This window comes from Diaphorobacter caeni (assembly GCF_015354245.1).
GTDB lineage: Bacteria > Pseudomonadota > Gammaproteobacteria > Burkholderiales > Burkholderiaceae_C > Diaphorobacter_A > Diaphorobacter_A caeni.
The window spans coordinates 1-25,602 of sequence record NZ_JADKYZ010000003.1; the positions used below are offsets into that span (position 1 = coordinate 1).

Consider the following 25,602-nt stretch of genomic DNA (forward strand, 5'->3'; position numbering starts at 1 on the left):
ACGCCACGAATCGCAGATTTGAAAGTGAACAGGAAAGTCAATGAAATCAACGATCTACCAACACCACCTCCGCGCCAGTGCTAGCTTTTCGTACCGTCACTTATTGCACTGAAAACGAGGAGACCCCTAGGAGCACTTTATGTTCCCCGACCTCATCTCGCCCGCACGCGACTTCGAGCATCAGCTTGGAGCCTGCGTCAATGCCATGGGCCAGGACGATGCCATCGGCCAGATCCTGGTATTCGAGCGCCTGAGCGGCACGCTGCACATGCGCCATATCGCCAGCGCCGATCTGGCCGACACCGACATTGATGCCTACGAAATGCTCGTCTTCGACGGCGGCAACACCGGCGGCGACACGTGGAAGCACGTGTTCTTTCCACGTCAGCGTGAACACTACTTCGTGTACCAAGCCTGACCACCCAGCCCCTTTCGAGGGGCCTTTTCTTGTCGCGGCGCAGGAAAGCGGGTCCGGCGCGGTGCGGTTTCCTGCGCGCAGGCCACTCACTCCAGGGCCATCCTTGCCTCATGTTCGTCGGCGTTGCCGACACATGCCCAGGCAGCCAAGCCCTTCAAGGCTGCAAGCGCGGGAAACCGTGCTGGTTGTTTCTTCCTACGGACGCATCGCGCCCATTCACCCACAAGGGACCTATCCCTTGCGGGCGGGGAATCCCTTGTTCTTCCTCAAGGAGATTCACATGGATCGCTCTCTCATCAAGACCCTGATGCCTTCGCTGGTCGCAGGCCATGTGCCGCGCAACGTGCGGTCGTTCAAGTACCGCGTGTTCGATGATCAGCCACAGTCCTCGACACTGGGCTTTGTCATCGATCCCCAGCCCTTCGACGGCAAGGTGGTCGCAGCCAGCGAAGACGCCATCGTCGTCAAGCTCAAGCCCAGCGAGTTCGCGGTACTCGATCCCAACCTGGTGACCACCGTTCCCAGCGAGGGCACCAAGGTGCATGTCCAACCCTATGCCCGTCGTCGTTTCGACGGTCTGCGTGCGGACACGCCAGAAGAACGCACCGAGATGATGTCCGACGGCACTCCCTACACCGTCAAGACACACATCCTCGGCTCCGCGCCGGCCAAGCTGCCCATTCCCGAGCCGCAGTGCATGGAACTGGGTCATCTCATCGAGCAGTTGGAGGAAATGCCGGCGCCCGACGGGTTCCGGCGCATCACCCACATGCTGGTCGATGCGGGCGCCCACGACTTCACCTGGGTCGATCCGAAGCCGTCCAGGATCATCGAAACGCCTCCGGCGATCAGTTTCACGGTTTCGACCGCGAAGTTCGCCGGCCAGGTGACGATCCTCTACCAGCGCGGCAGCGATACCTATGCGGTGGAGCTGTGCCGCGACGGCGAGTTGGTCGATCGGCACGACGAGGTGTATTTCGACATGCTCGGCGAAGTGCTGGAGCGGCTCATCGACGACGGGCGCTGGCGTCTGATCGAGGTGAGCGTGATCGGCGCGGAGACGTCCCGACGGCGCCGCGCTGTACCGGCGTGACACCACGAAAAGAACTAGGCGACATGCCCCCCACAGGCTCTCCCTCCATTCGGAAGGAGGGCCTTTTTTCTGCCGCGTGAGATTTCATCAAAGGGAATCGCCCGGATGCCGATTGATGGCTGTCTCGCGCGCGAGGCCCGGCCATGCTGAGCCCATGCTTGCTGACGTTGTCAGCGACATGCCAGGCAACCATCGGTCTTCGAGGTTGCGGCGCAGTTCCCACTGCGTGACCGAGCCAGCTCGCACCGCATCCATCCGCGGGCGGCCACCAGTCTCTGGTGGTGGATGCTTTCGCCTTATCAACCCATCGCGGGGTTACGCACCTTTCCCCGCAGCGTGGGGCCGGTGTGTCTCCGCTTCATCCCTATGGAGATTCACCATGAGCACCACGTCCAACGAGAAATCGTATTTCGACCTCCACACCTCGGGCATCGGTTACATCCAGCGTGCCCGTGAAGTGCCTGTCCGGGGCGGCCGCCGTGCGCAGCCCTTCCTGGCATGCACCATCGCCGCGCTGGTCGGTTCCGCAAAGGACCCCAGCTATCGCTATTTCGACGTCAAGGTCTCGGGTGCCGAGGCCAAGAGGCTGGTCGAGCGCTACATCGGCGTTGACGATCCCAAGCAGCGCCCACTGGTGCGCTTTCGCCTCGGCGACCTGTGGGGCGATGCCTACATCCGCGACAAGGGTGAGCAGAAAGGCCAAGCCGCCGCGTCCCTCAAGGCGCGACTGCTCAAGGCCGAGCCGCTTGACCGGGCCGAACTGGCTTCGATCAGGCAGCACGAGCTGATCACCCGCGGCATCGGCTACCTCAGCCGTCCGAAGGACGTCACGCCCAAAGATGGCGACCCGTTCCTCTCTTGCACCGTCGCCGCGCTGGCCGGGCCTGTCGATGAACCGGAGTATCGGTACTTCGACACCATCGTTACCACCCCTGAAGCCGAGCATCTGGTTCGCCGGTGCGTGCAGGCCATCGAAGGGGACTGCAAGGTGCTGATCGCCTTCCGTCTCAACGACATGAAGATCGATCCGTACATCCGCACCAAGGGTGAGCGCGCTGGGGAACCGGCCGCAAGCTTGGAATCGACACTGATCCACATTGGCCTGATCAAGATCGACGGCAACAAGGTCTATCCGACGAGCCCCGCGCAAGCCGATACGCCGCCGGCCCAGGACGCTCCCGCGCCCGAAGCCGAGGACGCCGACACCGCTGCAGATCAGCCTACCGAGCCCGCCGAGCGCGAGCCCGAAAGCGAAGTCGAGGAGCAGGAGCCGGCATTGGCTGCTTCGTTCTGATCGGCAAGGCCCTCGCGGGCCTTGTCGTTTTCCCAATCGCTAAGGAGAACCATCATGGCTGCCACATCGGCATCCGAGAAATCGGTTTCGCCCATTATCGTCCCCGGTCAGCTCACGCTGCGCACCATCCGCGGCAAGAACGGCCCCTTCACGGTCGGTCGCCTCGCCACGCACCTCGGTACGTTCGAGGTCAAGGACCCGGAGTTGGAGCAATACCCCGAAGGCAAGTACGACGGGGAATTCATCATCAGGTACATCTTCCCGAAGTCCTACCCGGTCGGTGGCGGCATGCGCTTCGAGATCCGCGCCAGCCTGGACGGAATGACGCTCTACGACATCGACAAACTGAGCCGTGACGAGGCGCGCAGCTTCGCCACCCAGGACCTCGATCCACTTGATGAAGAGCTGGGCGCACAGCCTGCAACAACACCGGCAACACCGGCCAAGCCCAGCAAAACCTCCAGGCCCGCCAAGCCCGCACCCGTACAGGCATCCACAGACCCGCTGGTCGATACCACGCCCTTCGGCGTGGATGCGCCGACGCCCGCTGCGGCAACTGCTCCCTGCAGTACCGAAGATGGCGACGCCGCGCTGTTCAGCTTGCTCTGGCCGCTGGGCGAGTCCGTGAAACTGGATTCGACCATCGACCGCCGCACCCTGCGCGCGCAGATCGTCCGCCTGGGCGAACTGGGCTACGCGCTGGACTTCAAGACGCAGGAGTGGAGCAGCCAGGCCGAACTGCAACCTGCGTAGTACTGGGCACCGCATCTGCGGTGTGCTTCATCCACCCGCCGGGGGTCTTCCCCACCGGGGAGGCTTCTGGCTCAATTTTTCCAGGAGGCCTCTCATGGGCTGGTATTTCTCACCCCAATCGCGGTCTGAACTGATCGCGGAGTTGATCGCACCGCAAGAGACCGAACGCGCCAGCGTGAAGGTCATCGCCCACGCGCTGCGTGGCAACGTCCTCTGGTCTGTTGTGCAAGTGACGGCCAAGGCCGAAGGCGTACACCGTGATCTCGCACCGGGCCAGTCCCTGTGCACCATCCGCTGCGATCTGCTGGAACGCAGCGGCGGCCAGTGGGGCTATAAGCCACTGGACGAATCCATGCACCCGTACTACTACTCGTGCCCGCTGTCCTATCTGAACCTCGCACCGGAGCAATCCGCCGACTGGCGTGCAGGCGTTCGCGCCTACCACGCGCGGCGGCGCACATCCAAGGAAGCCACAGCTCCAGCTACGGCGCTGACGGTCTGAGTCAGGGACGCCTTTTTTCCACCCCAAGGGGCAGTGCTTGCCCCCTGCGGGCGGTGCTGTTCCCGTTCATCCGAGGACACCACCATGCCCGCAAACACTTCTTCCACCACGCTGTACCGCATCGACGAATGCCCGGACGTGATGGCCGACGCTTGCGTCGGCGATGACCAGGGCAACCTGATCTTCCTGTCGATCTGGGCGCGGGACACCGCCGTCCAGCAGTTCCTGGCTCGCCTGACCCTCGGGCGCGACGAGCAGGGACTGGAGCAGTTCCACCTCATCACCGACCAGGGTGGCAGCGTTCCGGTGTTCGTCGGCAACGTCGATCGCCTGGAAAAGCGCATGACCCGCGCCTACCGGCGAACGCTGTTCGGTTCGCTGTCCAACGTGTGGCTGTTCGATCGGCGCTGCGTCAAGCCCGACAAGGCCAACGCCAGCGCACTGGGATTGCTGCCCCGCGATAGCGACCACCGATTTGACCGCCTGTGGCCGTTGGTGCAGGACACCTGCCCACTGCCACTGCTCGACCACTGGCGCGAAACCGTGCTGGAACTGCTGCAAAGCCGCGAGATGCTGACCCGTTTGCCATTCGCCCTCGGGCCTTTGGTGGGCCATCGGCTCGCCATCGACGTGCCGGCGCTGACCCAGGCGCTCGGCTCGCTGATCCGCAGTGACGTGCTCACCGCCTACCCATACCCGGCCAAGATTTGGACGCCGGAAACGGTAGCGGCTTGAACCACCTGCGCAGGTACGCCAAGGCCCGCCTGCGCCATTTATCCCCGCCAACCAGGAGACTTCCATGGCTCTCATGTTCCCGCGGCTCGCCCGCAATTTCGTGAAGAACGGGTACTTCCCGACCGACGAACCGACGCTCGAAAGAGCACTCAATGCACTGATGCCCAGTGCGCCTGAATCCAATGGACCGATGTGCATCCTCGATCCCTGCGCCGGCGAAGGCGTGGCGATTGCCGAAGCGGCTCATGCCCTCGGGCGCGAGCAGGCCAAAGCGTTCGCCGTCGAGTTCGACGCAGAGCGGGCGCGCCATGCCCGCAGCCTGGTCGATCACTGCCTGCACGCGGATCTGATGGACACGATGATTTCCAAGCAGTCCTTCGGGCTGCTCTGGCTCAATCCGCCATATGGCGACCTGTCCAAGGACGTCAACGGCAACATTGGCTATCAGGGTCAGGGCCGTGCCCGCCTCGAAAAACTGTTCTACCAGCGCACGCTGCCCATGTTGCAGTACGGCGGCGTGCTGGTCTTCATCGTTCCCGGCTACGTGCTCGACGCCGAGCTGGTCGGCTGGCTGACGCGCCACTACACCGACCTGCGCATCTACCGAGCGGTGGAAACGCAGTTCAAGCAGGTGGTGATCTTCGGACGCCGGGTGCGCCAGCGCGAGCAGACGCCCGATGGCGTCAAGGCCGTGCGCAATCTGCTGCTGCAGGTTGGGCTTGGCGAAGTCGAAGCCGAGGAGCTGCCGAGCGAATGGCCGTTCCTGCCGTACATCGTCCCCACCAGCCCGGCAGAGCCGGGGCATTTCTTCCGCGTGACGATGGAGCCGGAGCAGTTCGCCGATGAGGTTGGCAGGCTGCAAGGCCTCTGGCCGTCGCGGGATACGCAGTTGGGAGCCGCGCAGCAGACGCTGCGTCCTCCGGCGCGAGCCTTGTCCCACTGGCATCTCGCCCTCGCTCTGGCCGCGGGCGCGATCTCGGGAGTCGTGCAATCCAAGACGGGGCGCGTACTCGTCGTCAAAGGTGACACCCACAAGGACAAGACGCTCCAGCGGGAATTCACCGAACGCGAAGACGGCTCGATTGCCGAGACGCGCATCCTCACCGACAAGTTCGTTCCCGTCATCCGCGCCTGGGACATGACGCCTGGCTCCCCGACACGGGGCGAGGTGTTGACCATTCGCTGATTGTTTTTCACCGCCGACGGTTCACCGTCGATTTTTCCACCCACCGGGGTCCAGTCGCCCCGATGGGGTGCCGTGGCCCCTCCATATCCAGGAGCCTTCCATGGCAGCCCAAGCACTTTCCATCAGCCAGACACCGAGCCTGCGCTTCTCGCCAGGCCAGGTGGTCATGACCTGCGGCGTCGATGACCTGCTCCAACAGGGCCAGCTCAACCCGACTCCCTACCTGCGCCGCCACCTCGGTGGCGACTGGGGCGACCTCGACGACAGTGACAGGCGGCAGAACGATGCCGCGCTGAAGTCCGGTGAGGATCGCCTGTTTTCTTCTTACCAGGTCGCACCCGGCCTGAAGCTCTGGATCATCACCGAATGGGATCGCAGCGTCACCACGCTGCTGCTGCCCAGCGAGTACTGATCTTCTCCAACGAGGGGCCACCGACACCCCGCAAGGGTGCTGTAGCCCCTTCACTCTGAAGGAAGCCACATGACCTCCAACCAACATGACAAGCATCGCCGCAAACGGCTGTTCGAGATCGGTGCACTGGAGTTCAGCGAAGGCGTCGAACGCCTGATGAACGAAGGCCGGCTCGATCCCATGCCGCTTTTCGAACGCCACATGCGTGGCGACTGGGGCGACGTCGCGGACTACCAATGGCAGCAGAACAACGCTGCGTTGGAGTCTGGCGAACGCATCGACTCGTTTTACGTCGTCACCCGTGACCTGAGCATCCGCATCTTCACCGAAGCAGATCGCAACGCGACCCACATCGTGCTGCCGTCCGAGTACTGACCCTGAGTTGTCACCGCAGGCCACAAGCGCCTGCAGGTTCGCCGTCTCTCTTCCCACCACGGGGCATGCCATCGCCCCGCTGGGGTGGTGCATGCCCCATTTTCTTTGGAGCATCACCATGTCCCTCGATCTCGAAACCACCGCCGCCGAAGCCACGTCCGTACAGGGCGAACTGCTCGACGCGGAATCTTCCCCTCTGACCCTGAGCCTTCAGGATTTCGTCGGCGAGTTCGGCGACGAACTGCTCGACTCCCTCAACCGCGCCAACCCGCCGGTCTATGCCGGCCAGCCGCAGGCGCATCGCCAACTCGTCGTCGCCAGCCTCAAGCGCAAACTGTTCCAGGCCCAGGCCGAAGTCGTCCATGCCGCTGCCGAGCTGCTGGTCGATCGTGGCGAACGCGCCGCGATCGTCAATGGCGAGATGGGCTGCGGCAAGACGACCGTCGGCATCGCCACGGCCGCCGTCCTCAACGCCGAAGGCTACCGTCGTACCCTGGTTCTCTCGCCGCCGCACCTTGTTTACAAGTGGCGCCGCGAGATCCAGGAGACGGTGGCGGGCGCCAAAGTGTGGGTGCTCAATGGCCCCGACACCTTGGTCAAGCTCATCAAGCTGCGCGAGCAGTTGGGTGTGCAGCCCACGGGCCAGGAGTTCTTCGTCCTGGGCCGCGTCAGGATGCGGATGGGGTTCCACTGGAAGCCCGTCTTCACCCAGCGGCGCACCCGCCACGGTGACGTGGCAGCGTGCCCGGACTGCGGCACGGTCATCACCGACCTCGACGGCGAGCCGGTCAACCCGGTCGCGCTCGAAGCCGAGGAGTCCCGCCGCAAGTGCAGCCATTGCGCCGCACCCCTGTGGACGCTGATCCGCCCGCGCAGCCTGTCTGGCAGTGATCAGTCGTCGGCCGTGCTGAAAGCCCTGAAGCGCATCCCCACCATCGGGGCAGTCACCGCGCAAAAGCTGATGCAGAAGTTCGGCGATGGCTTCCTGGCCTCGATGCTGGGCGACAACATCCATGAGTTCATCAACCTGATGGATGGCAACGGCGAGCTGGTGTTTTCCGACCGTCAGGCCACGCGCATGGAACGTGCGATGGCCAACATGGAGTTCGGCTTTGGCGAGGGCGGCTATCAGCCGTCCGAGTTCATCAAACGCTACCTGCCGCAAGGCACGTTCGACCTGCTCATCGCCGACGAGGCGCACGAGTACAAGAACGGGGGCAGTGCCCAGGGCCAGGCCATGGGCGTGTTGGCGGCGAAGGCTCGCAAGACCTTGCTGCTGACCGGCACGTTGATGGGTGGCTACGGCGACGACCTGTTCTACCTGTTGTTCCGAGCCCTTCCCGGGCGGATGCTCGAAGACGGCTATCGCCCGACCACGAGCGGCAGCATGACGTCGGCCGCGATGGCGTTCATGCGGGACCACGGTGTCCTCAAGGACATCTACTCCGAGAGCACCGGCACGGCGCACAAGACGGCCAAGGGCACCAAGGTATCGGTGCGCACGGTCAAGGCTCCCGGCTTCGGGCCGAAAGGGGTCTTGCGGTGCATCCTGCCATTCACCATCTTCCTCAAGCTCAAGGACATTGGCGGCAACGTCCTGCCGCCGTATGACGAGGAGTTTCGTGAAGTCCAGATGGACGTGGCGCAAGCCGCGGCCTATCGCGACCTGGCGGGCCGGCTGACCGCGGAGCTGAAGCAAGCTCTGGCGCGACGTGATACGACCTTGCTGGGCGTGGTGCTCAACGTACTGCTGGCCTGGCCGGATTGCTGCTTCCGGTCGGAAACCGTGGTGCATCCGCGCACGCGCAACACCTTGGCGTTCGTCCCGGCTCAGTTCAACGAGTTCGAGGTGACGCCGAAAGAGCGCGAGCTGATCGACATCTGCAAAGAGGAGAAGGCACAGGGCCGCAAGGTGCTGGCCTACACGGTCTATACCGGCACACGCGACACCACGTCGCGTTTGAAGGTGCTGCTGGAGCAGGAAGGCTTCAAGGTGGCGGTGCTGCGCGCAAGCGTGGATGCCAGCCGCCGCGAAGACTGGATCGCCGAGCAACTGGATCGTGGCATCGACGTGCTCGTCACCAATCCCGAGCTGGTCAAGACGGGATTGGACTTGCTGGAGTTTCCGACGATCGTGTTCATGCAGAGTGGCTACAACGTGTATTCGCTCCAGCAGGCGGCACGCCGCTCCTGGCGCATCGGGCAGACGTTGCCGGTGCGCGTGATCTACCTCGGCTACGCCGGTTCTTCGCAGATGACCTGCTTGGAACTGATGGCCAAGAAGATCATGGTCTCGCAGTCCACCTCGGGCGACGTGCCCGAATCGGGACTGGATGTCCTGAACCAGGATGGTGATTCCGTCGAGGTCGCACTGGCCCGGCAACTGGTCGCCGCCTGATTTCCTCCCGCCTTGCAGCCATGCCCACGTTTGTCGTGGGCATGGCTGTGTTTTTACTAACTAATAACATTTCCACGGAATCCAGCAAGCGCAGAGCAGCTGCTATCGGTTGGTTCTGGCAAGCTTTGTAAGATCGCTCGGTCTCTTGCGCCGACCTGGAACCTTGACAATTAAGATAAATCGAGATTGATTCTCACCTAGGCGACGGACACTGCGGACCTCAAACAAGCTCGTCAGATGCGGGGTGCCTTCGCGGTTGGGTGTCGCCAAGTCGAGCACCAACAGCACGCCCAATCGGATGCTGACGTTCTGGTAATCCGCTGTTTGTGCTGCGTACGAATTGAAAAGCGCATCAAAAGAGCAGTCCCTTTCCTCGCGTTTCACCTCGACAACGAGACGTTCTGGGCCAGATTTCAGGCGTATATCGGCTCTGCCACTCGCGATGTTTGTCGGTTCGAGGTCGCTCCCTGCAGCAAACGTTGCCACCCAGCGAAAAAAATCCTGCTGTAGTTCGTCCTCGTGAGGCAGTGCGCCGTCATCGCGTTCGAAGAGATAAGCTCCAGTTGGGTCGTCGCCCTTAGTCAATTCCAAGCGATTGAACATAAAACGGACCAACCAGAGAAGCACAGTATCGAAGAGACGTGCCCCGTTCGTGTTCGCGCTGTAGTCGTTGTGTCCCCGAACTTCGTTACAGCAGCGTTCGATGACATCGGCTTCGGCACTTGTCATGTTGGCAAGTTGCAGAGACATGGCGTTTGCGACTACACCGAGAAGGACATTCCTCTGTTCTTCCGGAATGTTGGACCCTGTGATGATGGCGGCGAGCGAGGTCCGTTCACTCGCCGCCTCAGGAGGGTTTTCCGGACTGCCTGACTGTTCAATGAAAGCATCAATCTGTGCAATCAGATCTTGCGCTTCCGCGGTCCATTCGTGGGTCGCGTTTTGCTGGAGCCACGTGCGAACTTGATGCGCCTGTCCGGCCCGCGTGGCGACACTTGCGCGTATTCGAGGCCTGACCATCGCTTCGACACCACCATGCTGATCTCGACGCAAGATCGATCGACCTGCGCTGTACACAGACAGGAGACTTTCCTCGATGACAACTGCCGGTTCCCACCAACTCGGCTCGTCAAGTGCGCCTGCCAGTCCCGCAACGGCACTGGCCAACGCGCTCCAACACACCGCCTCGGTCTGTCTGGCCCCCAGCCACGGTGGGCCGGAGCTTCCGGACCAGGCGTGCAGCTCGAACGCGTGCTCCTGAACGCGGGTGCTCACGGCACTGAGCGATGCGCTTGCGGCACCGCTGTGGAAGCTCAGGAGTAGGTCGAGGCCATCGAGGTACAAGCTGGCTTGAGGACGGTAATCAGATACTCCGTCGGACTCACCAAACCAGTCTCTGGCGTCACGGAAGGCCGAGACTGCTGCGTTGCTGTCCGCTTTATCCATGGCTTCAGCAAGAGCCGCCATCCCCAACTCGAATGCTGCCTCGGGCCGGACCGCTTCGAGTTGAGCCAGTTTGTGCAAAACCTCGACCAGCTCCTTGTCGCGCCAGTGCGAAAAAGCGACGCCGACAATCTTGGCGGCCCGTCGCAGGAACTCTGTGTCGTCGCCTGGTGCAAGACCAAGGAAGAAGTCCAGTAAGCGAAGCTGCCAGCGTCTGTTGTCGCCGGCCCAGCGAAACGCACCATCAAGCGCCGCGCCGCGCGATAGCCCAGAGAGCGAATGGTCGTCAGTTGCTGCCTTTGCCAGGAAGAGCATGAAGCAACACTCATCTCCATCGTCCGGCAGCGGTCGATGATGTTCGAGGATATCGACCGTCTCAAGAAGTACGAAATCTGTTGTCGCAACCTCCAGCAGATCGCGCAGGACACCCTTGTGCACGTCTCTATCAGCTGCCTTGGCATCGCTCCACCCTGACAAAAGCGGATGAAGCAGCTCGGGCATTATGGGCGTACTACCGAGCGATCGTGCAACCGGCGCTAGCTTCGTGATCCCGCCAAGATCTTCCAACTGCCAGTCTCGCCCACTCTTCACAACCTCTATGAGTTCGGCTTCGATCGGGTGCATGCGGCGGTTACCATAGGAAGGCATTACCGGCAACCTCACGGCGGTTCGCTTCCGGTATGTGATCGGTTATCGCCTTGGATGAGATACCGGCAACAAACACCTGAAAATGCGGAAGCTTGGCGGAAACGGTCTGAAGCCCGGAAACAAGGTGATCCACGTCGACGGGGGATACCTCTTGAGCAGCAGGGGAATCAATCATGAGCAATCCCGGGTGCCGGCCAATACCGCGAGCTTCGGCAATTTCAATCATCGCAAGAACTGCAGCCACCTTCAGACGCAGCTTCTCGCCTTCCGTCACCTTGCTGTAGCTCGTGGGCACTCCCCCTTTGACCAACGACAGAGCTGCGTTTCCTTTCAGTGATGCGTCCGACAAGTTCTCCATCCCGAAGGCCTTGGCATATTCGACCAAGCGTGCAGAAACATCGGTGAGCAATCCGTCACGAACGGCCTTAACACGAGCCTCTGTTTCCGCCACGACAGCAGACAGAATTTTCAGTTCGTCGCTTCGGTCGTCAGCTTGGGCAACTGGGCTAATTGAGGCCTCTTCCAGCCGACCTTCCAGAGCCGCCACGGCCATTGCGGCCTCTTGCCGCCGCACTGCGGAACCTAGCTCCTTGGAAGCCGACTCAAGGCGGCTTTGTAGGAGATCAATTTTTCCTCGAAGAGCGACCAATTCATTTTCCGCTTTTTCCTTCTTGGCCGAAGCGCTAACTACTGCAGCCTCGGATGCCGCAACCCGCTCCTGCAGTTCAGTCTTGATCGCCTCGCCGTCTTCGGAGTCCGTGATTGATTCACCGCAAACAGAGCATGAGTGGGTGGAGCTTTCAAGCTCCTTCTTCGCCTTGGAAATCGTATGATCGCAGCGAGGGCAGCACTTCGGCTCCAGGCGACGAAACACTGCCGTCGCGGACATGGCATCCATGTGTGTCTGGAGGTCCCGCCGATCTTCCTGGTAGACGGTGGTTAGTTGGCGGAGCGAGGCAACGGCGCGTTCCGCATATTCGATCACGGCTCGCTCTTGGCGCCGAACATCAGTCAGTTCGGTCGCATCGGCATCAATAGCGTTGCGCACGGCCTCATCGCTTGGAATCTTCGCTAGCTCGGCACGCTTCTCTGCCAGTTGGGCGCTAATGCTTGCAATACGCGCTTTGGTCGCTTCATGTCCCTGTTGATTTTTTTTCGCAGAAATTTGAACAGCTTGTTCAACGATCTGGTGCGCGGTCTTTGCAGCAGCGAGTGTTGAAACCCACGGGACGCCGAGGTACATCTGCATCAACCGCGATGTGATGCCCGTAGTGACCGGCATGTCACCAAGGAGTACCTCGTAGTTTGTGCCAATGAACATGGCACCTGAAAACGCTACCCAGCTATGTGTTACCGACTGACCCTCGTCTTCTTTTCCCTGTCGCCAAGTCGATATCGGATCCATCGCGAACGTGCGCATGAAGAAATCCGCCATGACTGCTTCGAATTCACCATCGTTGGCAAAGTTGGCAAGAACGGTTCTTCCCGGCTCTCCTCCGTTAGGGTTAGCCGCGCGAATGCGGTACAGACTGCCGATAGGCTCGCCCTGAGTCTTGGCAACGATCTCGTATTCGTCTGAATCAAGGAAGAATCCCAGCCGTACGGCATGGACCCATCGCCGCACATCATCTTGCAGGTTGCTTGACGGTCTTCCTCTTATCATCCATCGAACGATTTCGATGATGGTTGATTTGCCCCGCAGGTTGTGCTCAGAAAGCTTGGCCCACAGTCCGTGATCGAGGGCCGTCCATGAAAACGCGAAGGCGCCAGCATTCGCGACGCCGTCTTTCTCGCCAGAAAACTCGATCTCTCGCAGAACAAGCCTGCGAGGTTGGGCTAGTACAGGTGAAGGTTGAATTCGGTGGGCGGAAAGGACACCCTCAACTGCGGCAGTTTCCACTTCTGCTCGAGTTGCTATCGCGTGCAGCCATTCCTCCTTGGGTTGCGCCATCTTTTTCCCCCTCGCTACACGAACTGCAGCTGTATTAGACGAACTCGTACATCTTCTGTGATGGCCGGAATAACCCCGCCCAACTTGGTTTCCGCATAGCTCGCACGCTGATATTGTTTTTGTTTCAAAGCTGTTCCGCCCATAGGGCCCGCAACCTTGGCGACCAACGCTGCTCTATCCGCATACCATTGAAGAATGGGCTCCTGCGACACTGCAGTCGAGCAGGTGTCATAGCCAGCCTTCGTAAGAACAAAGTCTGTCTCCAAGACCTTATTGTTGGCTCCCTTGGTGCCAGTGATGCGAATGAGATCCCGAGACCTCAGCAGCGAGAGCGCATCATCCAGGCGTTCATAGGCGCCAAAGAAGTAGCGGACCATAGGAACACGGCGAAGGTCAGGCTCCTCATCGGCCAAGATCGCCTGCGCTGCTTTGTAGTAGCTCTTGTCCTTTGTCTCTGCGAACAAATCGAGCAACTCCGCTGCAAGATAATCTGGGTTTCGCATCCAAAAGTCGAACGCTTGTAGACGTGCTTCGCCTTTGAAGATGAGAGCATGCTCTGCCGTCGGTGGCTCGACAGGACTACCTCCTGCCCTTAAGACGAACAAGATTCGCAGTGCATCGCGATGAGGTGACCGAATCGTCATGCCGGTTTGTTTCTCCTAGAACCTAACTTAGCAGTCGGCCAAACTCCATCGACCCACAACAGCAGGCGGGCAGTGGCTCTGTGGGCATATATCCTGACTCTCGATCCTGATCGACTCCATGGCAAAGCAAGGCCAATCAAGATACACACCAAGTCAATGTAACACAAAGTAAGTCTGGCCAGGCTTGATGGAGACGCTCTCCGCCTCCGATATGCCGCACCCCGCGCTACCCCGAGGCAAAAAAGGGGCACCCCCCAGTTCGCATTCCTGACTGACCGCGCAGCCGCGCGCCGCCAAGGTATCGGCATCGCAACAGAAGAGCCGATGCCATGCCTGCAATCCATGTATCCCGGTGTCTGGTCGGTGCCGGCCTCCTGGCCGCAGCTTTGGCCAGCGGCTGCGCGACCACGCCACCGCCGCTGGCCGACAGCACCGTCGAGGAGGTCCCACCCGCGCCCGAGGCTGCAGCGCTCGAGTTCATTCCCGTCGTGCGCTATGGCCGCTACACCCTGGTGGAGCTGGCGCCGATGGCGGCGCAGCGCGATCTGCTGGTGCAGACCATCGACGTGTCCATGCCCGAGGAGGTCCGCGCCACGGTCGGCGACGGGCTGCGGCATGTGCTCAAACGCAGCGGCTACCAGCTTTGCGAGACCGCGCATGCGGTGATCGAGCTGTACGCGCTGCCGCTGCCGGCGGCGCACTTGCATCTCGGCCCCATGACCTTGCGCGATGCGCTGCTCACCCTGGCCGGTCCGGCCTGGGAACTGCACGCCGATGACCGGACGCGGCAGATCTGCTTCGAGCGCCCTGGTCGCGACAGCAGTGCCAAGCCGGTGCCCGAACCGCCTGCTGCCGAGTCCGTGCAGACGTTCCCGCTTGCGGGAGGCCAGCCATGAACGCTGCGCCATCTCCCCGTCGCCCGACCGCCGCCGTGGTGTTGCAAAGCCTGCTCTGGCTTTGGCTGCTGGGTCTCAGTGTCTTCGCGATCCTGGGCCACCAGACGATGACCGATCAGGCCGACCAGCAGCAGCTCGATGTCCGGTTGCAGCGCCTCGAAGCCCAGGTGACCGGGCTGGCCGAGACCACGCGGGCCTTGCAGCAGCCCGCAGCCGCCACCGCCGCAGGCCTGCAAGACGCTCGGCAGGCACTGGAGGCACGCATCGTTCAAGCCGAACAGGCGCTGGGTGGCTATGCCACCGCCGAGGACGTTCAGGCGCTGCGTACCGAAGTCGAGCAGATCAAGGTGCGCCAAGCGACTGCGCGTGCAGCGGCGCCTACCCAGCGGCGCACCCCGAGCCAACCGGCCACCGCCAAGTCCGAACCGCCGCCGCTGCCATTTCGTGTCGTCGGCGCTGAGCTGCGCGCGGGTCAGCGCAGCGTGTCCGTCGCCCCGAGTACCGGAGATTTCACGCCCGATCAGCTCCAGGTACTGCTGCCGGGTGATGCGCTGGGTCCGTGGCGCCTGCAGGCGATCGAGGGCAATGCCGCGGTGTTCCAGGCCGGCGACCAAACCCGTCGCGTGGCGATTCCTTGACCGGAGCCCACCACATGAAGCCGTCAATCATCCTGTACGCGTTCCTGCTGGGCTCCATGCAGTTGCCCGCCTGGGCACAACAGCCCGCCACAACCACCGCCCGCAACGCGCAGAGCCAGGAGCGCCCGCTGGCCGCCCGCATCCTGGACGACCGGGTGGCAGGCGAATGGGGCCTGCAACCGCAGGAATGGGCGCGCTATCGCGAACTGATGGACGGGCCGCTGGGCATCTACTCGCCCAATCTGGACCCGCTGTCCGCCCTGGGCATCGAGGCGCGCACTGTAGAAGAGCGGCGGCGCTACGCAGAGCTGCAGGTGCAAGTCGAAGCGCGCCGCGTGGAAAAGCTGCTCGCGTACCAGCGCGCCTACGACGAGGCCTGGCAGCGCCTGAACCCCGGCATGCAGCGGGTGAACCTGCCTGACGACAGGCCAGGCGCCACCGCTGCGCGGGGCAGCGGTCGCACGGCGGTGTTCATCAAGGACGGCTGCGCGGCTTGCGGGCAACTCGTCCAACGCCTGCAATCCTCGGGTGCCGAGTTCGACCTGTACATGGTCGGCAGCCGCCAGGACGATGCGCGCATCCGCGACTGGGCCAAGCGCGCCCAGATCGACCCGGCCCGGGTGCGCAGCGGCGGCATCACGCTCAACCACGACGGCGGCCGCTGGCTGTCGTTGAGCCTGCCCGGCGATTTGCCTGCGGTTGTGCGCGAAGTGAACGGCCAATGGCAACGCCAGCCGTAGCGGCGCTGCTGCGCACACTGGCGCTCACTGCGGGCCTGCTCGCCTGCGCCGCCCATGCCCAAGAGGTTCCGCCACCGGCCTACCAGCTTGCCGCACAGCGCGCAGGCATTCCCTCGACGGTGCTCTACGCCGTGGCCTTGCAGGAGAGCGGCATGCGACGCAATGGACGCATCGTCCCATGGCCGTGGACCCTGAATGTCGCCGGCCAGTCGCGGCGCTTCGCCACCCGTGCCGATGCCTGCGCCGGCTTGCAGCAGGCGATGCGCTCCACGCCGCACACGCGCATCGACGCGGGCCTGGGCCAGATCAACCTGGGCTATCACCCGCACCGCTACACCCATGCCTGCGACTTGTTGGACCCGTACCGCAACCTCGCCATCGCCGCCGAGATCCTCAAGGAGCAGTACACCCCCGGTGAAGACTGGCTGCTGGCCATGGGCCGCTACCACCGGCCCGCGGGCGGTGAGCCCGCCGCCCGCTATCGACGCAGCGTATCCCGACACCTCGCCCGCGTGCAGGGCACGCACTCAATCGCCACGGCGCGTGCCGTGCGTCAGGAGACGACCCCATGACGAAACCGCTCTGGACCCTGCGGGGCCTGCTTGTGGTGCTGACGGCGCTGCCATGGATTGCGCATGCCACCCAATCGCTGATCGTGGTCGAGGAGCGCGGCGGTGCCTCGGCGCTGCCGTACTACGAGGCGCTTAACCTGCAGCCACGCGCCCACAGCGCGTTGCGGCCTCCCATTCCGATGCCGCAGATTCCCGCCACCCCCGCTGACGAGGCAGCGATGCTGCCGGTGCGCAGCGCGAAGCTCACGCCCGGCACCGTCGCCCGGCGGGTGATCGAAGCACCGGGCCTGCGGCCCTTCGTGGTCGTCGGCGACGATGAGGCATCGCAAGCCTGGCTGCGCCGCCATGCGGCCTCGCTGCGCGAGCGCGGCGCGGTCGGCCTGGTGGTCAACGTCGAGACCGTGCAGGCCCTGGCGCGGCTGCGCGTCCTGGTTCCGGGCGTGCCCCTCGCGCCCGTCGCCGGCGATGACCTGGCCGAGCGCCTGGGCCTGCGGCACTACCCGGCGCTGATCACGGCGACCGGCATCGAGCAATGAAACCATGTCGGGGAAACAGCCCGTCGAAGTCCTGCTGCGCCCAGCGGTGGAGCTATACACCGTCGCGGCATGTGCGGGCGCCGCGTTCCTGTCCCTGGTGGCCCCGTGGTCGCTCGCGCTGAGCCCGGCCATGGGCGTCGGTGCCGCACTGGCGTTCGGCGCCTATGGCGCGATCCGCTATCGCGATGCGCGGGTGATCCTGCGCTACCGCCGCAACATCCGGCGCCTGCCGCGCTACGTGATGACGAGCAGGGACGTGCCGGTCAGCCAGCAGCGCCTGTTCGTGGGGCGCGGTTTCCTGTGGGAGCAGAAGCACACCCACAGGCTGATGCAGACGTACCGGCCGGAGTTTCGCCGCTACGTCGAGCCGACACCGGCATACCGGCTGGCGCGACGCCTGGAGGAGCGGCTGGAGTTCGCACCGTTTCCACTGTCTCGCCTCGTACGGCTCACGGGCTGGGATGTGTCATTGAACCCCGTGCGGCCACTGCCACCGGTAGGCGGCCTGCCGCGATTGCACGGCATCGAACCCGACGAGGTCGACGTCAGCCTGCCACTGGGTGAGCGCGTCGGCCATTCGCTGGTGCTGGGCACCACGCGCGTGGGGAAGACGCGGCTGGCCGAGTTGTTCGTCACCCAGGACATCCGTCGCACGAATGCAGACGGCGAGCATGAGGTTGTGATCGTCATCGACCCCAAGGGCGACGCGGATCTCTTGAAACGCATGTACGTCGAAGCCAAGCGCGCAGGTCGCGAGGGCGAGTTCTACGTCTTTCACCTCGGCTGGCCCGAGTTCTCTGCACGCTACAACGCGGTGGGGCGCTTCGGGCGCATCAGTGAAGTCGCCACGCGCATTGCCGGGCAACTCTCCGGCGAGGGCAACAGTGCGGCGTTCCGCGAGTTCGCATGGCGCTTCGTCAACATCATTGCGCGCGCATTGGTGGAACTGGGGCAGCGCCCGGACTACATGCTGATCCAGCGGCACGTCATCAACATCGACGCGCTGTTCATGGAGTACGCCCAGCACTACTTCGCCAAGACCGAGCCCAAGGCCTGGGAGGTGATCGTCCAGATCGAGGCCAAGCTCAACGAGAAGAACATCCCCAGGAACATGATCGGGCGCGAGAAGCGCGTGATCGCGCTGGAGCAGTACCTTTCCCAAGCGCGCAACTACGACCCGGTGCTCGATGGCCTGCGATCGGCGGTACGCTACGACAAGACCTACTTCGACAAGATCGTTGCCAGCCTCTTGCCATTGCTGGAGAAGCTCACCAGCGGCAAGATCGCCCAACTCCTGGCGCCGAATTACTCCGACCTGTCGGACGCGCGCCCGATCTTCGACTGGATGCAAGTCATCAGGAAGCGCGCCGTGGTCTATGTCGGCCTGGATGCGCTGTCGGATGCTGAAGTCGCCGCGGCGGTCGGCAACTCCATGTTCTCCGACCTGGTGTCGGTAGCCGGGCACATCTACAAGCACGGGATCGACGACGGCCTGCCGGGGGCTTCGGCTGGCACGCGCATTCCCATCAACGTCCATGCCGACGAGTTCAACGAACTGATGGGCGACGAGTTCATCCCCCTCATCAACAAGGGCGGCGGTGCCGGGCTGCAGGTGACCGCGTACACGCAGACGCTCTCGGACATCGAGGCTCGCATCGGCAATCGCGCGAAGGCCGGCCAGGTGATCGGCAACTTCAACAACCTGTTCATGCTGCGGGTTCGGGAAACCGCCACCGCGGAACTGCTGACCCGTCAATTGCCCAAGGTCGAGGTCTATACCACCACCATCGTCTCCGGCGCGACCGATGCCTCGGACATCCGCGGGACGACGGACTTCACCAGCAACACGCAAGACCGCATCAGCATGTCGAGCGTACCGATGATCGAGCCGTCCCACGTCGTCGGCCTGCCCAAAGGCCAATGCTTCGCGCTGCTGCAGGGCGGTCAGCTCTGGAAGGTCCGGATGCCACTGCCAGCGCCTGATCCCGACGAAGCGATGCCGCAGGATCTGCAACAGCTCGCTGGTTACATGCGCCAGAGCTACAGCGAGGCCACGCAATGGTGGGAGTTCACCAGTTCCCCAGCCTTGCAGGAGGCGGCCTTGCCCGAGGACCTGCTCGATGAGGTCGTCGCCGCCGGCGCTCCCGACAACGGCACGGATGACGTGGCCGGAGACGAGGCCGTACCATGAGCGATGCCGCCGCCGCCACGAGAAGGGAGCAAGGTCGCCGCCAGGGTCTGATCATCGGCACGGTCACGCTGCCCCTTCGCCTGCTCGGGGTACTGATCGTCTCGCTGCTGTTCTCGATCCTCATGGAATGTGTCGGCATGCATTTGTTCTGGAAAGATCAAAGCTGGCGGCATTCCCAGCAGATGCTGCAGTACGAGCTGGGGCACCTGTCCAACCACTTCACCCGCAGTGTGGTCGTGCAGGAGCCAGGGCGCACGGCACACCAGTTGGTGGATACCGGCTATGAATGGGTGTTCGTGCGATCGGGACTGTTGGAACGCATGAGCCAGACTGCCGAACGCGCCCGTATGCCCAGTCAGGGGGAGAGCCATGGCGGGGTGCGGAACTTCCGCTACTTCATCAGCCAGGTCTATGTTTGGAGCGAGAGCTACCTGATCACCGCAGCATTCACGACGCTGACGTTCCTCGTTCGACTACTGGTGCTGCTGCTCACGCTACCGCTGATCTTCACGGCGGCATTCGTCGGCTTGATCGACGGCCTGGTGCGGCGGGATGTGCGCCGATTCGGCGCAGGCCGCGAGTCCGGCTTCATCTACCACCGCGCAAAGGCGAGCCTGATGCCGCTGGCCGTGCTGCCCTGGATCACCTACCTGGCGCTGCCGATCTCGGTGCATCCGTTGCTGATCCTGCTGCCGAGCGCCGCCCTGCTGGGAATGGCTGTGAGCCTGACTGCGGGCAGCTTCAAGAAGTACCTCTAAACCTTGACCTCCAGTTCGTAACAATCACGGAACGGCGGATTTCGTCCCCCGCATGAAAGCATCGATCTCCGCTAAGCTCCGTCGTACTCCTCTGTATTCCGTTTGACTCGCTCAAACAGCTCCTGCCAAGTCTCTCCAGGCACCTTTAGGTCCATCCACCAGTCCATCTCGTCCCACTGACGATGGATGCGAATGCGCGATGCGGTCTTGCCTCGAACCTTCGCCAACGCAAGCTTCTCAACTGTGTCGTACCCCTCGCGAACACAGTTTCCAAGCTTTTCGAGTTCGACCGAGACAAGCTCACCAATCTCCAAAGATAATTCTTCCTCCGTCAAGTATCGGCGAACGAGCTCTGGAAGAGAGAAGATATAGGCGAGTTCCGGAAGTACCCGCAGGACGAACCGTCGAGCATGCTCGCAGTGCTTCCGCTGTTGGGTCGTGGGCTTCAGCTGCTGAATTTCTGCCAGCGTCCGCCCGGCAACCCAAGCCTTTAGCGCTTCAAGCACAACGTCTACGGCGAGCTTGCCTCGCTCCTCATCGCCTTCTATCGACTTGAACGGTTCGCCCATATAACCATCCAAGCTCTCGCGCCTAGTCATCTGTGCGATGAGGGTGGGGCGTTCGGTCAACCATGTTGCAGTCCACGTGAACCAGTCCAGCGTCGTTCGACCAAAAGGAGGCGACTTCTCAAGCCGAACCTTGAGTTCGCGCAATACGTCCGATGGTGCGCCATAGTTGGCGGCCATCTTATCGGCCCAGTCGGGCTCTTCATCCAGCTCTTGAAGCTTCCTGCGCGCGCGCAGTGCATGATTGATACGATCGTTCAGCAGATTCTCTCGCGCTTGCTTCCTTAGCTTGAAGGCCGCGAATGACTTGCTTAGAAGCGTCTTGGCAGGGCCATCGACGTCTGCGGCCTGTGTTGAGATAGGGAGCCGACGTAGAAGGTAGTCCGCATCGCCTCCGGCATGCTCGCCAAGCTCCTGGATACGGTCGAGGATGGCATCCAGCGGGTCTTCGATGGCCAAGCATTGATCGCTCTGCGAGAAGATGCCTTGAAGATCCCTCCAATGTTTGCCAACCCGATTATTCGAGTCATCGATTTCTATGACTCTACTGGGAATAACTAGCACGAGACCATACGAACTCTGACCTGCCCGCCCAGCCCTGCCGGCGGCGTTGAGCAGGTCATGCGCCTTCATCTGCGCCAACTGCTTGTTCTCCTCATCAAACTTGCTGTCACCTGCGATGATGACAACGTGGCTTGGAAGGTTCATTCCCTGCGCCAGGGTGGATGTAGCAACGAGCACGGACACGCCGTCCGGACGCTTGAAGAGAGACTCATGTAACTGCCGCTCAGTCGGCAGCAGAAGTCCGTGATGACAGAGGCTTGCCCACCGCACGCGCGTGCCTTCGACAACGTCGATGTAGAGCGCCGAGTCGTCGCCCAACTCATCCCGCGTCAGGTCGTACAGATGTTGCTCTTCTTCCGTGAAGGCAATATTTGCTTCTCCGAGATGCTGGCCTGCTATCTCCTGAGCGCTCATAGCGTATGGTACTGTCTGGGCGAAGATCAGCGCTTTGCTGCCCTCACTGCGGGATGAGAGCGCAGCAAGCTCAGCGGCCACTCTATTCACATTCGGAGTGAGCCTCCAAGTTGTTGGGCTGACCGAAAGTAGCATTTCGTGGTCTGAGAGTGGAAGCAACGTGTAGTCGTCTCGACGCATCGAATCCCATCGAAATCTCAGTCCAATAAACCCCAGCGGTCGAGCTTTGAGTTCGCGCTTTAGCGCAGCTGGCGGTCCGGACTTGCGCTTGCCTGCCGCCACCAATTCACGGCGCTTTGCCGACAGCCTGTTGTGTAAATTAGTGATTTGGTCGCTCGGAAAAACCACTGAGCCACGCACTTGTCGCGTCGGCTTCCATGCCATGTTCAGCGATAGACATTGCCGACCGGTGAGCTCCGTCAACCAAGCTGCCACCTCCTCAGCGTTGCTCATCATGGCCGAAAGCAATAGGTAGTCCGCATCCGGAGCGTGCGTAGAGAGGTTCAAAATGCATAGCATCGCATCAACGGCACGCCGGCTACGGTCGTTCACGCCCGCGTGTAGCAGGTGACACTCGTCAAACACGAGCAAGCCAACATTCTGGAAAAGTTCCTCTTGAAACCCCATCAACGCCAAGCAGCGCTCTGGCGTCATCACCGATATCGGCGGAAGACGATCGCTTACGTCAAAGTCGAAGGGGTTGTCATTCCCCCGCTCACGGCTCAGCCGCGCGTCAGGAAAGGTCTTCTGGAGTGCGCGCGCGGTCTGGTCAACTAGCGCCAATGTCGGCGCCAGAAAGATAGTGTCCTTCCCTTGACATAGGTTCGAGAGAATCTTGAGCTCGGATAGTGTGGATTTCCCGGCCCCCGTGGGAAAGCTGATAGCAGCCGAAACACCAGGGGTGAGATACCCCTGCGCAACAGCGCTCCGGTGATTTATCCAAAGATACGGCCGGGTATTAGCAATGAGTGTTAAGCCCGAAATCCAAAGAGAGGCGCTGACGTCAGGCGGCGCCGGCAGACGGGCCAAACTGTCGGCTGGAAGCTCACGACCTACGGCCCTCAACAAAGACGCCAAGTGGCGAGGACCAGGGAATCCGCTATTGCCAAGTCGATCTTGGAACTGCACAACCGGCTGCGTGCAGATGGCTTCAACACGCTCAAGCTCGGGTAGTGACGGCTGATATCCGGGTCGTCCGAGCACCTCAGCCGCGATGCTCTGAACGCACCGCTGCAACATTAGGTAAAGCGCACTCGCTCCAACCTCGGCCATCGTCAAATGACTATCCAAGGATGGCGGTTCAGGAACGTTCGAGTCTGCAAGCAGTGCGGCAAGATCGCCCGTTGCAAGCCGTTTGATGTCCTGCAAGAGCCTCCGCTCGACTTGCGGCAAGCCATCAGGAAGATGAATTTGGAGCGACATCTCGGCGGCGTCCGGACTAGCGCCGGCAGCAAGGAATAGAAGCGTCGCTGAGACCTCCGGCGCAATTCCGCCGACCGTAAGCGGACCATAATCGTCTCGCTCATCCGGGGCCGCCAGCCGCTGCGCTTGCAGGGTCACATAATGCGCCGTCGCTGCCAAAAAGGCCGCACCACGTCGTTGAGATCCTTCAGGATTTACGGAAGCGATGGCTTCTTGGGTAAATGCAATCTTCCGGAGCCGCTCAAGCTCAGGTCGTAGCGCCTCCAGCAGATCAGCGGCGTTGGACGCCCCGTTCGCCATCTTTCGGAGGCGCAGCCGTACTGCAACGATTTCGGCGAAGGCCTTGGTAAGAGCCTTGGGCAATGAGTCGGGATCTAAGCCAGACAGTTCTGGGGCAGATCGGATGAGCTCGGAGGTGGGGTCATCAAACACGCGTCGCTCTCAGTCAGTAGTTGCCAAAGACTCAGCCTTCTTAATGGCCACCTTCGCCAAGTCATCCATCCATTTGCGAAGGCCCATCACTTCAAAAACTTCAGCGCGCCGCCGCTCCACCCCGCCAGGAACATTTTTCTCGTACCCCTTGAACAGCTTGGCCTGTGACTGATCCGTACTCTGCCCGTCCGTGATGCTCAAGCGGTAGCGACGGGCCTGCTTCCACATAATGTCAGCTACCGCATGCTGGGGGTCAGAGTGCCCAGAGCTCTTGAGGAGCAGAGTCACCTCGGCAGCAACAAGGTGCTCGTTTTCGCCAGTTTCGAACTCCATGAATTCAGGCCACACCTTGCTGGTCACCATAGACCGAGGGTTTTCCGTCGCCTTATCCTCGAAGAGTACGACGGCAGTGACCTTCTCGGCTCCGTCGATGGACACCTGCAACCCATCCAAGCCCTTGTGGGCATGAATCATGTGAGGGGTGTTCATCAGCGCACCCGGGGTGCGCAACTGGGCAGCAAGCCAGGACATGACCTGGAACATCCAGCCATCCCGGTGCGCGATATTGCCAGATGAGGTAAGGAGCTTGATCGCCCCCTTGACCGCGCCTTTGGTGGTGGGTTTTGCAGCCAAGCCTGCAGCGTGCAAGATGTTAGCGACATGAAGGGCTTGGCCTACCGCGATAATGGCGATGGCGTTTGCAAGCTCGTCAACGGAGGGCACGCTCCACGTACAGCCCTCCCATTCTTTCTGAACAGTAAATGCTGTCAGAGTAATCGGCATATGTCCCCCTTTACGGCACTACGTGCCGCTCTGACGTTTTCCTTGAAAATTGTAACCCGCAGAAACAATCTAGGTAGTGCTCTATCAAGCGCTACACGCAAGATCTTTGGACACATCGAAAGTGCCGTGTGAAGCTATTTAACGTATGAATCCGGTGATGCTTGGATTCCTATTGTTTGCGGCCTGAAGTCGCCCTGATGTCCACGATCAAGCCATTGCTGATCACACAGGAATGGCGCGATGGTGGCTTCGATCTGGCTGCGCGCCGCGCATCGCGGCGTGCCCCTTCTTCCCCTTGTTCTGGTGACGGCCCTCCTGCTGGGCCAGTCGCCGATGGCCCGTGCCGAAACGCCGGTACAGCGGCAGGAATTGACTGCGGCGCTGCGCCAGCTCGACGCGCTGGAGCGCAGCGTCGCGCACAGCGCCGCGCATGCCCCCATCACACCGGTCGAGCGCTACCACTTCGACTACCCGAGGCTTCTGGCTGATCTGGCGCGCGTGCGCGCCGGCATCCAGGGCCATCTCACGCCGTCGCGCGCCCAGCCGCGCGACCCCTCCGAACTGGCCGGCGACTACCGCACCGAGCGGGTCGCCGAGCCGACGACGACCACGGAGGGCAAGCCATGAACGGCGCGCAGCTCTCCGCATTCCAGGCCAACAGCGGCGTCTCGCCCAGCGCGATGGCGGTCGTGCTGGTCGGCACCGTCTTCGCCGTCCTGCTCGTGTGGGGCGTGTGGGCCATCCGCACAGCGTATGTCGGCTGGACGGAGAACCGCCTCAACCAGCGCCAGTTCCTCGGCGTCTGCATCCGCTTCGTCGCGATGTACCTCGTGCTGAGTTTCTTCCTCCTCTCCTGATCTGAAAGGACTGACCATGCAACATCGTATCCTCACCTCCCGCCTTGCCCAGCGTGCCACCGTGGCCCTGGGTGCCGCCATGCTGCCCGCGCTCTCGTTCGCGCAGGGTCTGCCGACGATCGAGAACCCGACCCGCGGCACCGGCAGCGGCATCATGGAGACGATCCGCAACTACGGCTACGACATCATCATGCTCGTGGCCCTGCTGGTGGTGGCCTCCATGTTCATCGGTGTCTGCTACCACGCCTATGGGACCTACGCGGAAATCCACACCGGCCGCAAGACCTGGGGACAGTTCGGCCTCACCGTTGCCATCGGCGCCGTGCTGCTCGTGATCGGCATCTGGCTGCTCACCGAAGCCACCGGCATCCTGTAAGCAGG

At 62.1% G+C, this 25,602-nt stretch carries 25 protein-coding genes; 20 read left to right on the forward strand and 5 right to left on the reverse strand.

The features are described 5' to 3' along the window. The first annotated feature begins 139 nt into the window (after positions 1 to 139). The 10 genes from ISG32_RS07755 to ISG32_RS07800 all read left to right on the forward strand — a co-directional run bounded on the left by ISG32_RS07755 (position 140) and on the right by ISG32_RS07800 (position 9,166). Complete coding sequence (locus tag ISG32_RS07755; RefSeq protein WP_194770470.1) at positions 140 to 418, forward strand: uridylate kinase; 279 nt, start codon at positions 140 to 142, stop codon at positions 416 to 418. A gap of 280 nt (positions 419 to 698) precedes the next feature. Next, positions 699 to 1,511 (forward strand): GTPase, encoded by an 813-nt coding sequence (locus ISG32_RS07760; RefSeq protein WP_194770471.1) that lies wholly within the window; start codon positions 699 to 701, stop codon positions 1,509 to 1,511. A 379-nt stretch (positions 1,512 to 1,890) separates the two neighbouring features. Further along, positions 1,891 to 2,805, forward strand: a complete 915-nt coding sequence (locus tag ISG32_RS07765; RefSeq protein WP_194770472.1) for a DUF3577 domain-containing protein — start codon at positions 1,891 to 1,893, stop codon at positions 2,803 to 2,805. 54 nt (positions 2,806 to 2,859) lie between these two features. Continuing rightward, positions 2,860 to 3,558: a DUF3275 family protein gene (locus ISG32_RS07770; RefSeq protein ID WP_194770473.1), complete on the forward strand. Its 699-nt coding sequence runs from the start codon at positions 2,860 to 2,862 to the stop codon at positions 3,556 to 3,558. Between the two features lie 94 nt (positions 3,559 to 3,652). Beyond that, complete coding sequence (locus tag ISG32_RS07775; protein WP_012205969.1) at positions 3,653 to 4,060, forward strand: hypothetical protein; 408 nt, start codon at positions 3,653 to 3,655, stop codon at positions 4,058 to 4,060. Positions 4,061 to 4,144: 84 nt separating this feature from the next. Next, a complete protein-coding gene (locus ISG32_RS07780) occupies positions 4,145 to 4,795 on the forward strand; it encodes a hypothetical protein (protein WP_194770474.1) in 651 nt (216 codons plus the stop codon). Between the two features lie 40 nt (positions 4,796 to 4,835). Next, positions 4,836 to 5,981, forward strand: coding sequence for a DUF6094 domain-containing protein (locus ISG32_RS07785; protein ID WP_323745921.1), 1,146 nt, complete (start codon positions 4,836 to 4,838; stop codon positions 5,979 to 5,981). Positions 5,982 to 6,081: 100 nt separating this feature from the next. Next, complete coding sequence (locus tag ISG32_RS07790) at positions 6,082 to 6,393, forward strand: hypothetical protein (RefSeq protein ID WP_106685122.1); 312 nt, start codon at positions 6,082 to 6,084, stop codon at positions 6,391 to 6,393. Positions 6,394 to 6,462: 69 nt separating this feature from the next. Beyond that, complete coding sequence (locus ISG32_RS07795) at positions 6,463 to 6,768, forward strand: hypothetical protein (RefSeq protein ID WP_194770476.1); 306 nt, start codon at positions 6,463 to 6,465, stop codon at positions 6,766 to 6,768. Positions 6,769 to 6,886: 118 nt separating this feature from the next. Beyond that, positions 6,887 to 9,166 (forward strand): helicase-related protein, encoded by a 2,280-nt coding sequence (locus ISG32_RS07800; protein WP_194770477.1) that lies wholly within the window; start codon positions 6,887 to 6,889, stop codon positions 9,164 to 9,166. A 102-nt stretch (positions 9,167 to 9,268) separates the two neighbouring features. Here ISG32_RS07800 and ISG32_RS07805 read toward each other — a convergent pair whose 3' ends face one another. Genes ISG32_RS07805 through ISG32_RS07815 form a run of 3 tightly spaced genes read right to left on the reverse strand, consistent with a single transcriptional unit; the run spans position 9,269 to position 13,852 of the window. After that, positions 9,269 to 11,233, reverse strand: coding sequence for a hypothetical protein (locus tag ISG32_RS07805; RefSeq protein WP_194770478.1), 1,965 nt, complete (start codon positions 11,231 to 11,233; stop codon positions 9,269 to 9,271). A 7-nt stretch (positions 11,234 to 11,240) separates the two neighbouring features. Continuing rightward, complete coding sequence (locus ISG32_RS07810; RefSeq protein WP_194770479.1) at positions 11,241 to 13,208, reverse strand: large ATP-binding protein; 1,968 nt, start codon at positions 13,206 to 13,208, stop codon at positions 11,241 to 11,243. Between the two features lie 14 nt (positions 13,209 to 13,222). Beyond that, positions 13,223 to 13,852: a hypothetical protein gene (locus tag ISG32_RS07815; protein ID WP_194770480.1), complete on the reverse strand. Its 630-nt coding sequence runs from the start codon at positions 13,850 to 13,852 to the stop codon at positions 13,223 to 13,225. A 329-nt stretch (positions 13,853 to 14,181) separates the two neighbouring features. Here ISG32_RS07815 and pilL2 point away from each other — a divergent pair, with 329 nt between their 5' ends. The 7 genes from pilL2 to ISG32_RS07850 are packed head-to-tail and all read left to right on the forward strand — an operon-like array spanning position 14,182 to position 20,183. Beyond that, entirely contained in the window at positions 14,182 to 14,748 is a 567-nt protein-coding gene (gene pilL2 / locus ISG32_RS07820; RefSeq protein WP_194770481.1) for a PFGI-1 class ICE element type IV pilus protein PilL2, read from the forward strand. Beyond that, on the forward strand, positions 14,745 to 15,386 hold the full coding sequence (locus ISG32_RS07825; RefSeq protein ID WP_194770482.1) for a hypothetical protein: 642 nt from the start codon (positions 14,745 to 14,747) through the stop codon (positions 15,384 to 15,386). Before pilL2 ends, ISG32_RS07825 begins: the two co-directional genes overlap by 4 nt. A gap of 14 nt (positions 15,387 to 15,400) precedes the next feature. Further along, entirely contained in the window at positions 15,401 to 16,126 is a 726-nt protein-coding gene (locus tag ISG32_RS07830) for a TIGR03759 family integrating conjugative element protein (RefSeq protein WP_194770483.1), read from the forward strand. Further along, the gene (locus tag ISG32_RS07835; protein ID WP_194770484.1) at positions 16,108 to 16,698 is read left to right on the forward strand and encodes a transglycosylase SLT domain-containing protein; all 591 of its coding nucleotides are present in this window, start codon (positions 16,108 to 16,110) and stop codon (positions 16,696 to 16,698) included. The genes ISG32_RS07830 and ISG32_RS07835 overlap by 19 nt, the downstream gene beginning before the upstream one ends. After that, positions 16,695 to 17,234, forward strand: coding sequence for an integrating conjugative element protein (locus ISG32_RS07840; RefSeq protein ID WP_194770485.1), 540 nt, complete (start codon positions 16,695 to 16,697; stop codon positions 17,232 to 17,234). The genes ISG32_RS07835 and ISG32_RS07840 overlap by 4 nt, the downstream gene beginning before the upstream one ends. Before the next feature lie 4 nt (positions 17,235 to 17,238). Further along, the gene (gene traD / locus ISG32_RS07845; RefSeq protein ID WP_194770486.1) at positions 17,239 to 19,425 is read left to right on the forward strand and encodes a type IV conjugative transfer system coupling protein TraD; all 2,187 of its coding nucleotides are present in this window, start codon (positions 17,239 to 17,241) and stop codon (positions 19,423 to 19,425) included. Continuing rightward, positions 19,422 to 20,183 (forward strand): TIGR03747 family integrating conjugative element membrane protein, encoded by a 762-nt coding sequence (locus ISG32_RS07850; protein WP_194770487.1) that lies wholly within the window; start codon positions 19,422 to 19,424, stop codon positions 20,181 to 20,183. The genes traD and ISG32_RS07850 overlap by 4 nt, the downstream gene beginning before the upstream one ends. Positions 20,184 to 20,254: 71 nt before the next feature. On the opposite strand, the gene ISG32_RS07855 is transcribed toward ISG32_RS07850, so the two are convergent. Together ISG32_RS07855 and ISG32_RS07860 are read right to left on the reverse strand one after the other, a co-directional pair. Further along, positions 20,255 to 23,581, reverse strand: a complete 3,327-nt coding sequence (locus ISG32_RS07855; RefSeq protein ID WP_194770488.1) for a DEAD/DEAH box helicase — start codon at positions 23,579 to 23,581, stop codon at positions 20,255 to 20,257. Between the two features lie 9 nt (positions 23,582 to 23,590). After that, entirely contained in the window at positions 23,591 to 24,364 is a 774-nt protein-coding gene (locus tag ISG32_RS07860) for a hypothetical protein (protein ID WP_194770489.1), read from the reverse strand. A 240-nt stretch (positions 24,365 to 24,604) separates the two neighbouring features. Between ISG32_RS07860 and ISG32_RS07865 the strand changes: the two genes are divergently transcribed. From ISG32_RS07865 to ISG32_RS07875, 3 genes are read left to right on the forward strand one after another with little or no spacing between them, the layout of a single operon-like run. Next, the gene (locus tag ISG32_RS07865) at positions 24,605 to 24,991 is read left to right on the forward strand and encodes an integrative conjugative element protein, RAQPRD family (protein ID WP_194770490.1); all 387 of its coding nucleotides are present in this window, start codon (positions 24,605 to 24,607) and stop codon (positions 24,989 to 24,991) included. After that, on the forward strand, positions 24,988 to 25,221 hold the full coding sequence (locus tag ISG32_RS07870) for a TIGR03758 family integrating conjugative element protein (RefSeq protein WP_194770491.1): 234 nt from the start codon (positions 24,988 to 24,990) through the stop codon (positions 25,219 to 25,221). Before ISG32_RS07865 ends, ISG32_RS07870 begins: the two co-directional genes overlap by 4 nt. Positions 25,222 to 25,237: 16 nt before the next feature. Then, entirely contained in the window at positions 25,238 to 25,597 is a 360-nt protein-coding gene (locus ISG32_RS07875) for a TIGR03745 family integrating conjugative element membrane protein (protein WP_071038049.1), read from the forward strand. Positions 25,598 to 25,602 lie beyond the last annotated feature (5 nt).

Excerpts from the sequence above, each read along its gene's own strand:
- ISG32_RS07755 (WP_194770470.1), top strand. The coding sequence starts at position 140 with ATGTTCCCCGACCTCATCTCGCCCGCACGCGACTTCGAGCATCAGCTT.
- ISG32_RS07760 (WP_194770471.1), top strand. The coding sequence starts at position 699 with ATGGATCGCTCTCTCATCAAGACCCTGATGCCTTCGCTGGTCGCAGGC.
- ISG32_RS07765 (WP_194770472.1), top strand. The coding sequence starts at position 1,891 with ATGAGCACCACGTCCAACGAGAAATCGTATTTCGACCTCCACACCTCG.
- ISG32_RS07770 (WP_194770473.1), top strand. The coding sequence starts at position 2,860 with ATGGCTGCCACATCGGCATCCGAGAAATCGGTTTCGCCCATTATCGTC.
- ISG32_RS07775 (WP_012205969.1), top strand. The coding sequence starts at position 3,653 with ATGGGCTGGTATTTCTCACCCCAATCGCGGTCTGAACTGATCGCGGAG.
- ISG32_RS07780 (WP_194770474.1), top strand. The coding sequence starts at position 4,145 with ATGCCCGCAAACACTTCTTCCACCACGCTGTACCGCATCGACGAATGC.
- ISG32_RS07790 (WP_106685122.1), top strand. The coding sequence starts at position 6,082 with ATGGCAGCCCAAGCACTTTCCATCAGCCAGACACCGAGCCTGCGCTTC.
- ISG32_RS07795 (WP_194770476.1), top strand. The coding sequence starts at position 6,463 with ATGACCTCCAACCAACATGACAAGCATCGCCGCAAACGGCTGTTCGAG.
- ISG32_RS07800 (WP_194770477.1), top strand. The coding sequence starts at position 6,887 with ATGTCCCTCGATCTCGAAACCACCGCCGCCGAAGCCACGTCCGTACAG.
- ISG32_RS07805 (WP_194770478.1), bottom strand. The coding sequence starts at position 11,233 with ATGCACCCGATCGAAGCCGAACTCATAGAGGTTGTGAAGAGTGGGCGA.
- ISG32_RS07810 (WP_194770479.1), bottom strand. The coding sequence starts at position 13,208 with ATGGCGCAACCCAAGGAGGAATGGCTGCACGCGATAGCAACTCGAGCA.
- ISG32_RS07815 (WP_194770480.1), bottom strand. The coding sequence starts at position 13,852 with ATGACGATTCGGTCACCTCATCGCGATGCACTGCGAATCTTGTTCGTC.
- pilL2 (WP_194770481.1), top strand. The coding sequence starts at position 14,182 with ATGCCTGCAATCCATGTATCCCGGTGTCTGGTCGGTGCCGGCCTCCTG.
- ISG32_RS07825 (WP_194770482.1), top strand. The coding sequence starts at position 14,745 with ATGAACGCTGCGCCATCTCCCCGTCGCCCGACCGCCGCCGTGGTGTTG.
- ISG32_RS07830 (WP_194770483.1), top strand. The coding sequence starts at position 15,401 with ATGAAGCCGTCAATCATCCTGTACGCGTTCCTGCTGGGCTCCATGCAG.
- ISG32_RS07835 (WP_194770484.1), top strand. The coding sequence starts at position 16,108 with ATGGCAACGCCAGCCGTAGCGGCGCTGCTGCGCACACTGGCGCTCACT.
- ISG32_RS07840 (WP_194770485.1), top strand. The coding sequence starts at position 16,695 with ATGACGAAACCGCTCTGGACCCTGCGGGGCCTGCTTGTGGTGCTGACG.
- traD (WP_194770486.1), top strand. The coding sequence starts at position 17,239 with ATGTCGGGGAAACAGCCCGTCGAAGTCCTGCTGCGCCCAGCGGTGGAG.
- ISG32_RS07850 (WP_194770487.1), top strand. The coding sequence starts at position 19,422 with ATGAGCGATGCCGCCGCCGCCACGAGAAGGGAGCAAGGTCGCCGCCAG.
- ISG32_RS07860 (WP_194770489.1), bottom strand. The coding sequence starts at position 24,364 with ATGCCGATTACTCTGACAGCATTTACTGTTCAGAAAGAATGGGAGGGC.
- ISG32_RS07865 (WP_194770490.1), top strand. The coding sequence starts at position 24,605 with ATGGTGGCTTCGATCTGGCTGCGCGCCGCGCATCGCGGCGTGCCCCTT.
- ISG32_RS07870 (WP_194770491.1), top strand. The coding sequence starts at position 24,988 with ATGAACGGCGCGCAGCTCTCCGCATTCCAGGCCAACAGCGGCGTCTCG.
- ISG32_RS07875 (WP_071038049.1), top strand. The coding sequence starts at position 25,238 with ATGCAACATCGTATCCTCACCTCCCGCCTTGCCCAGCGTGCCACCGTG.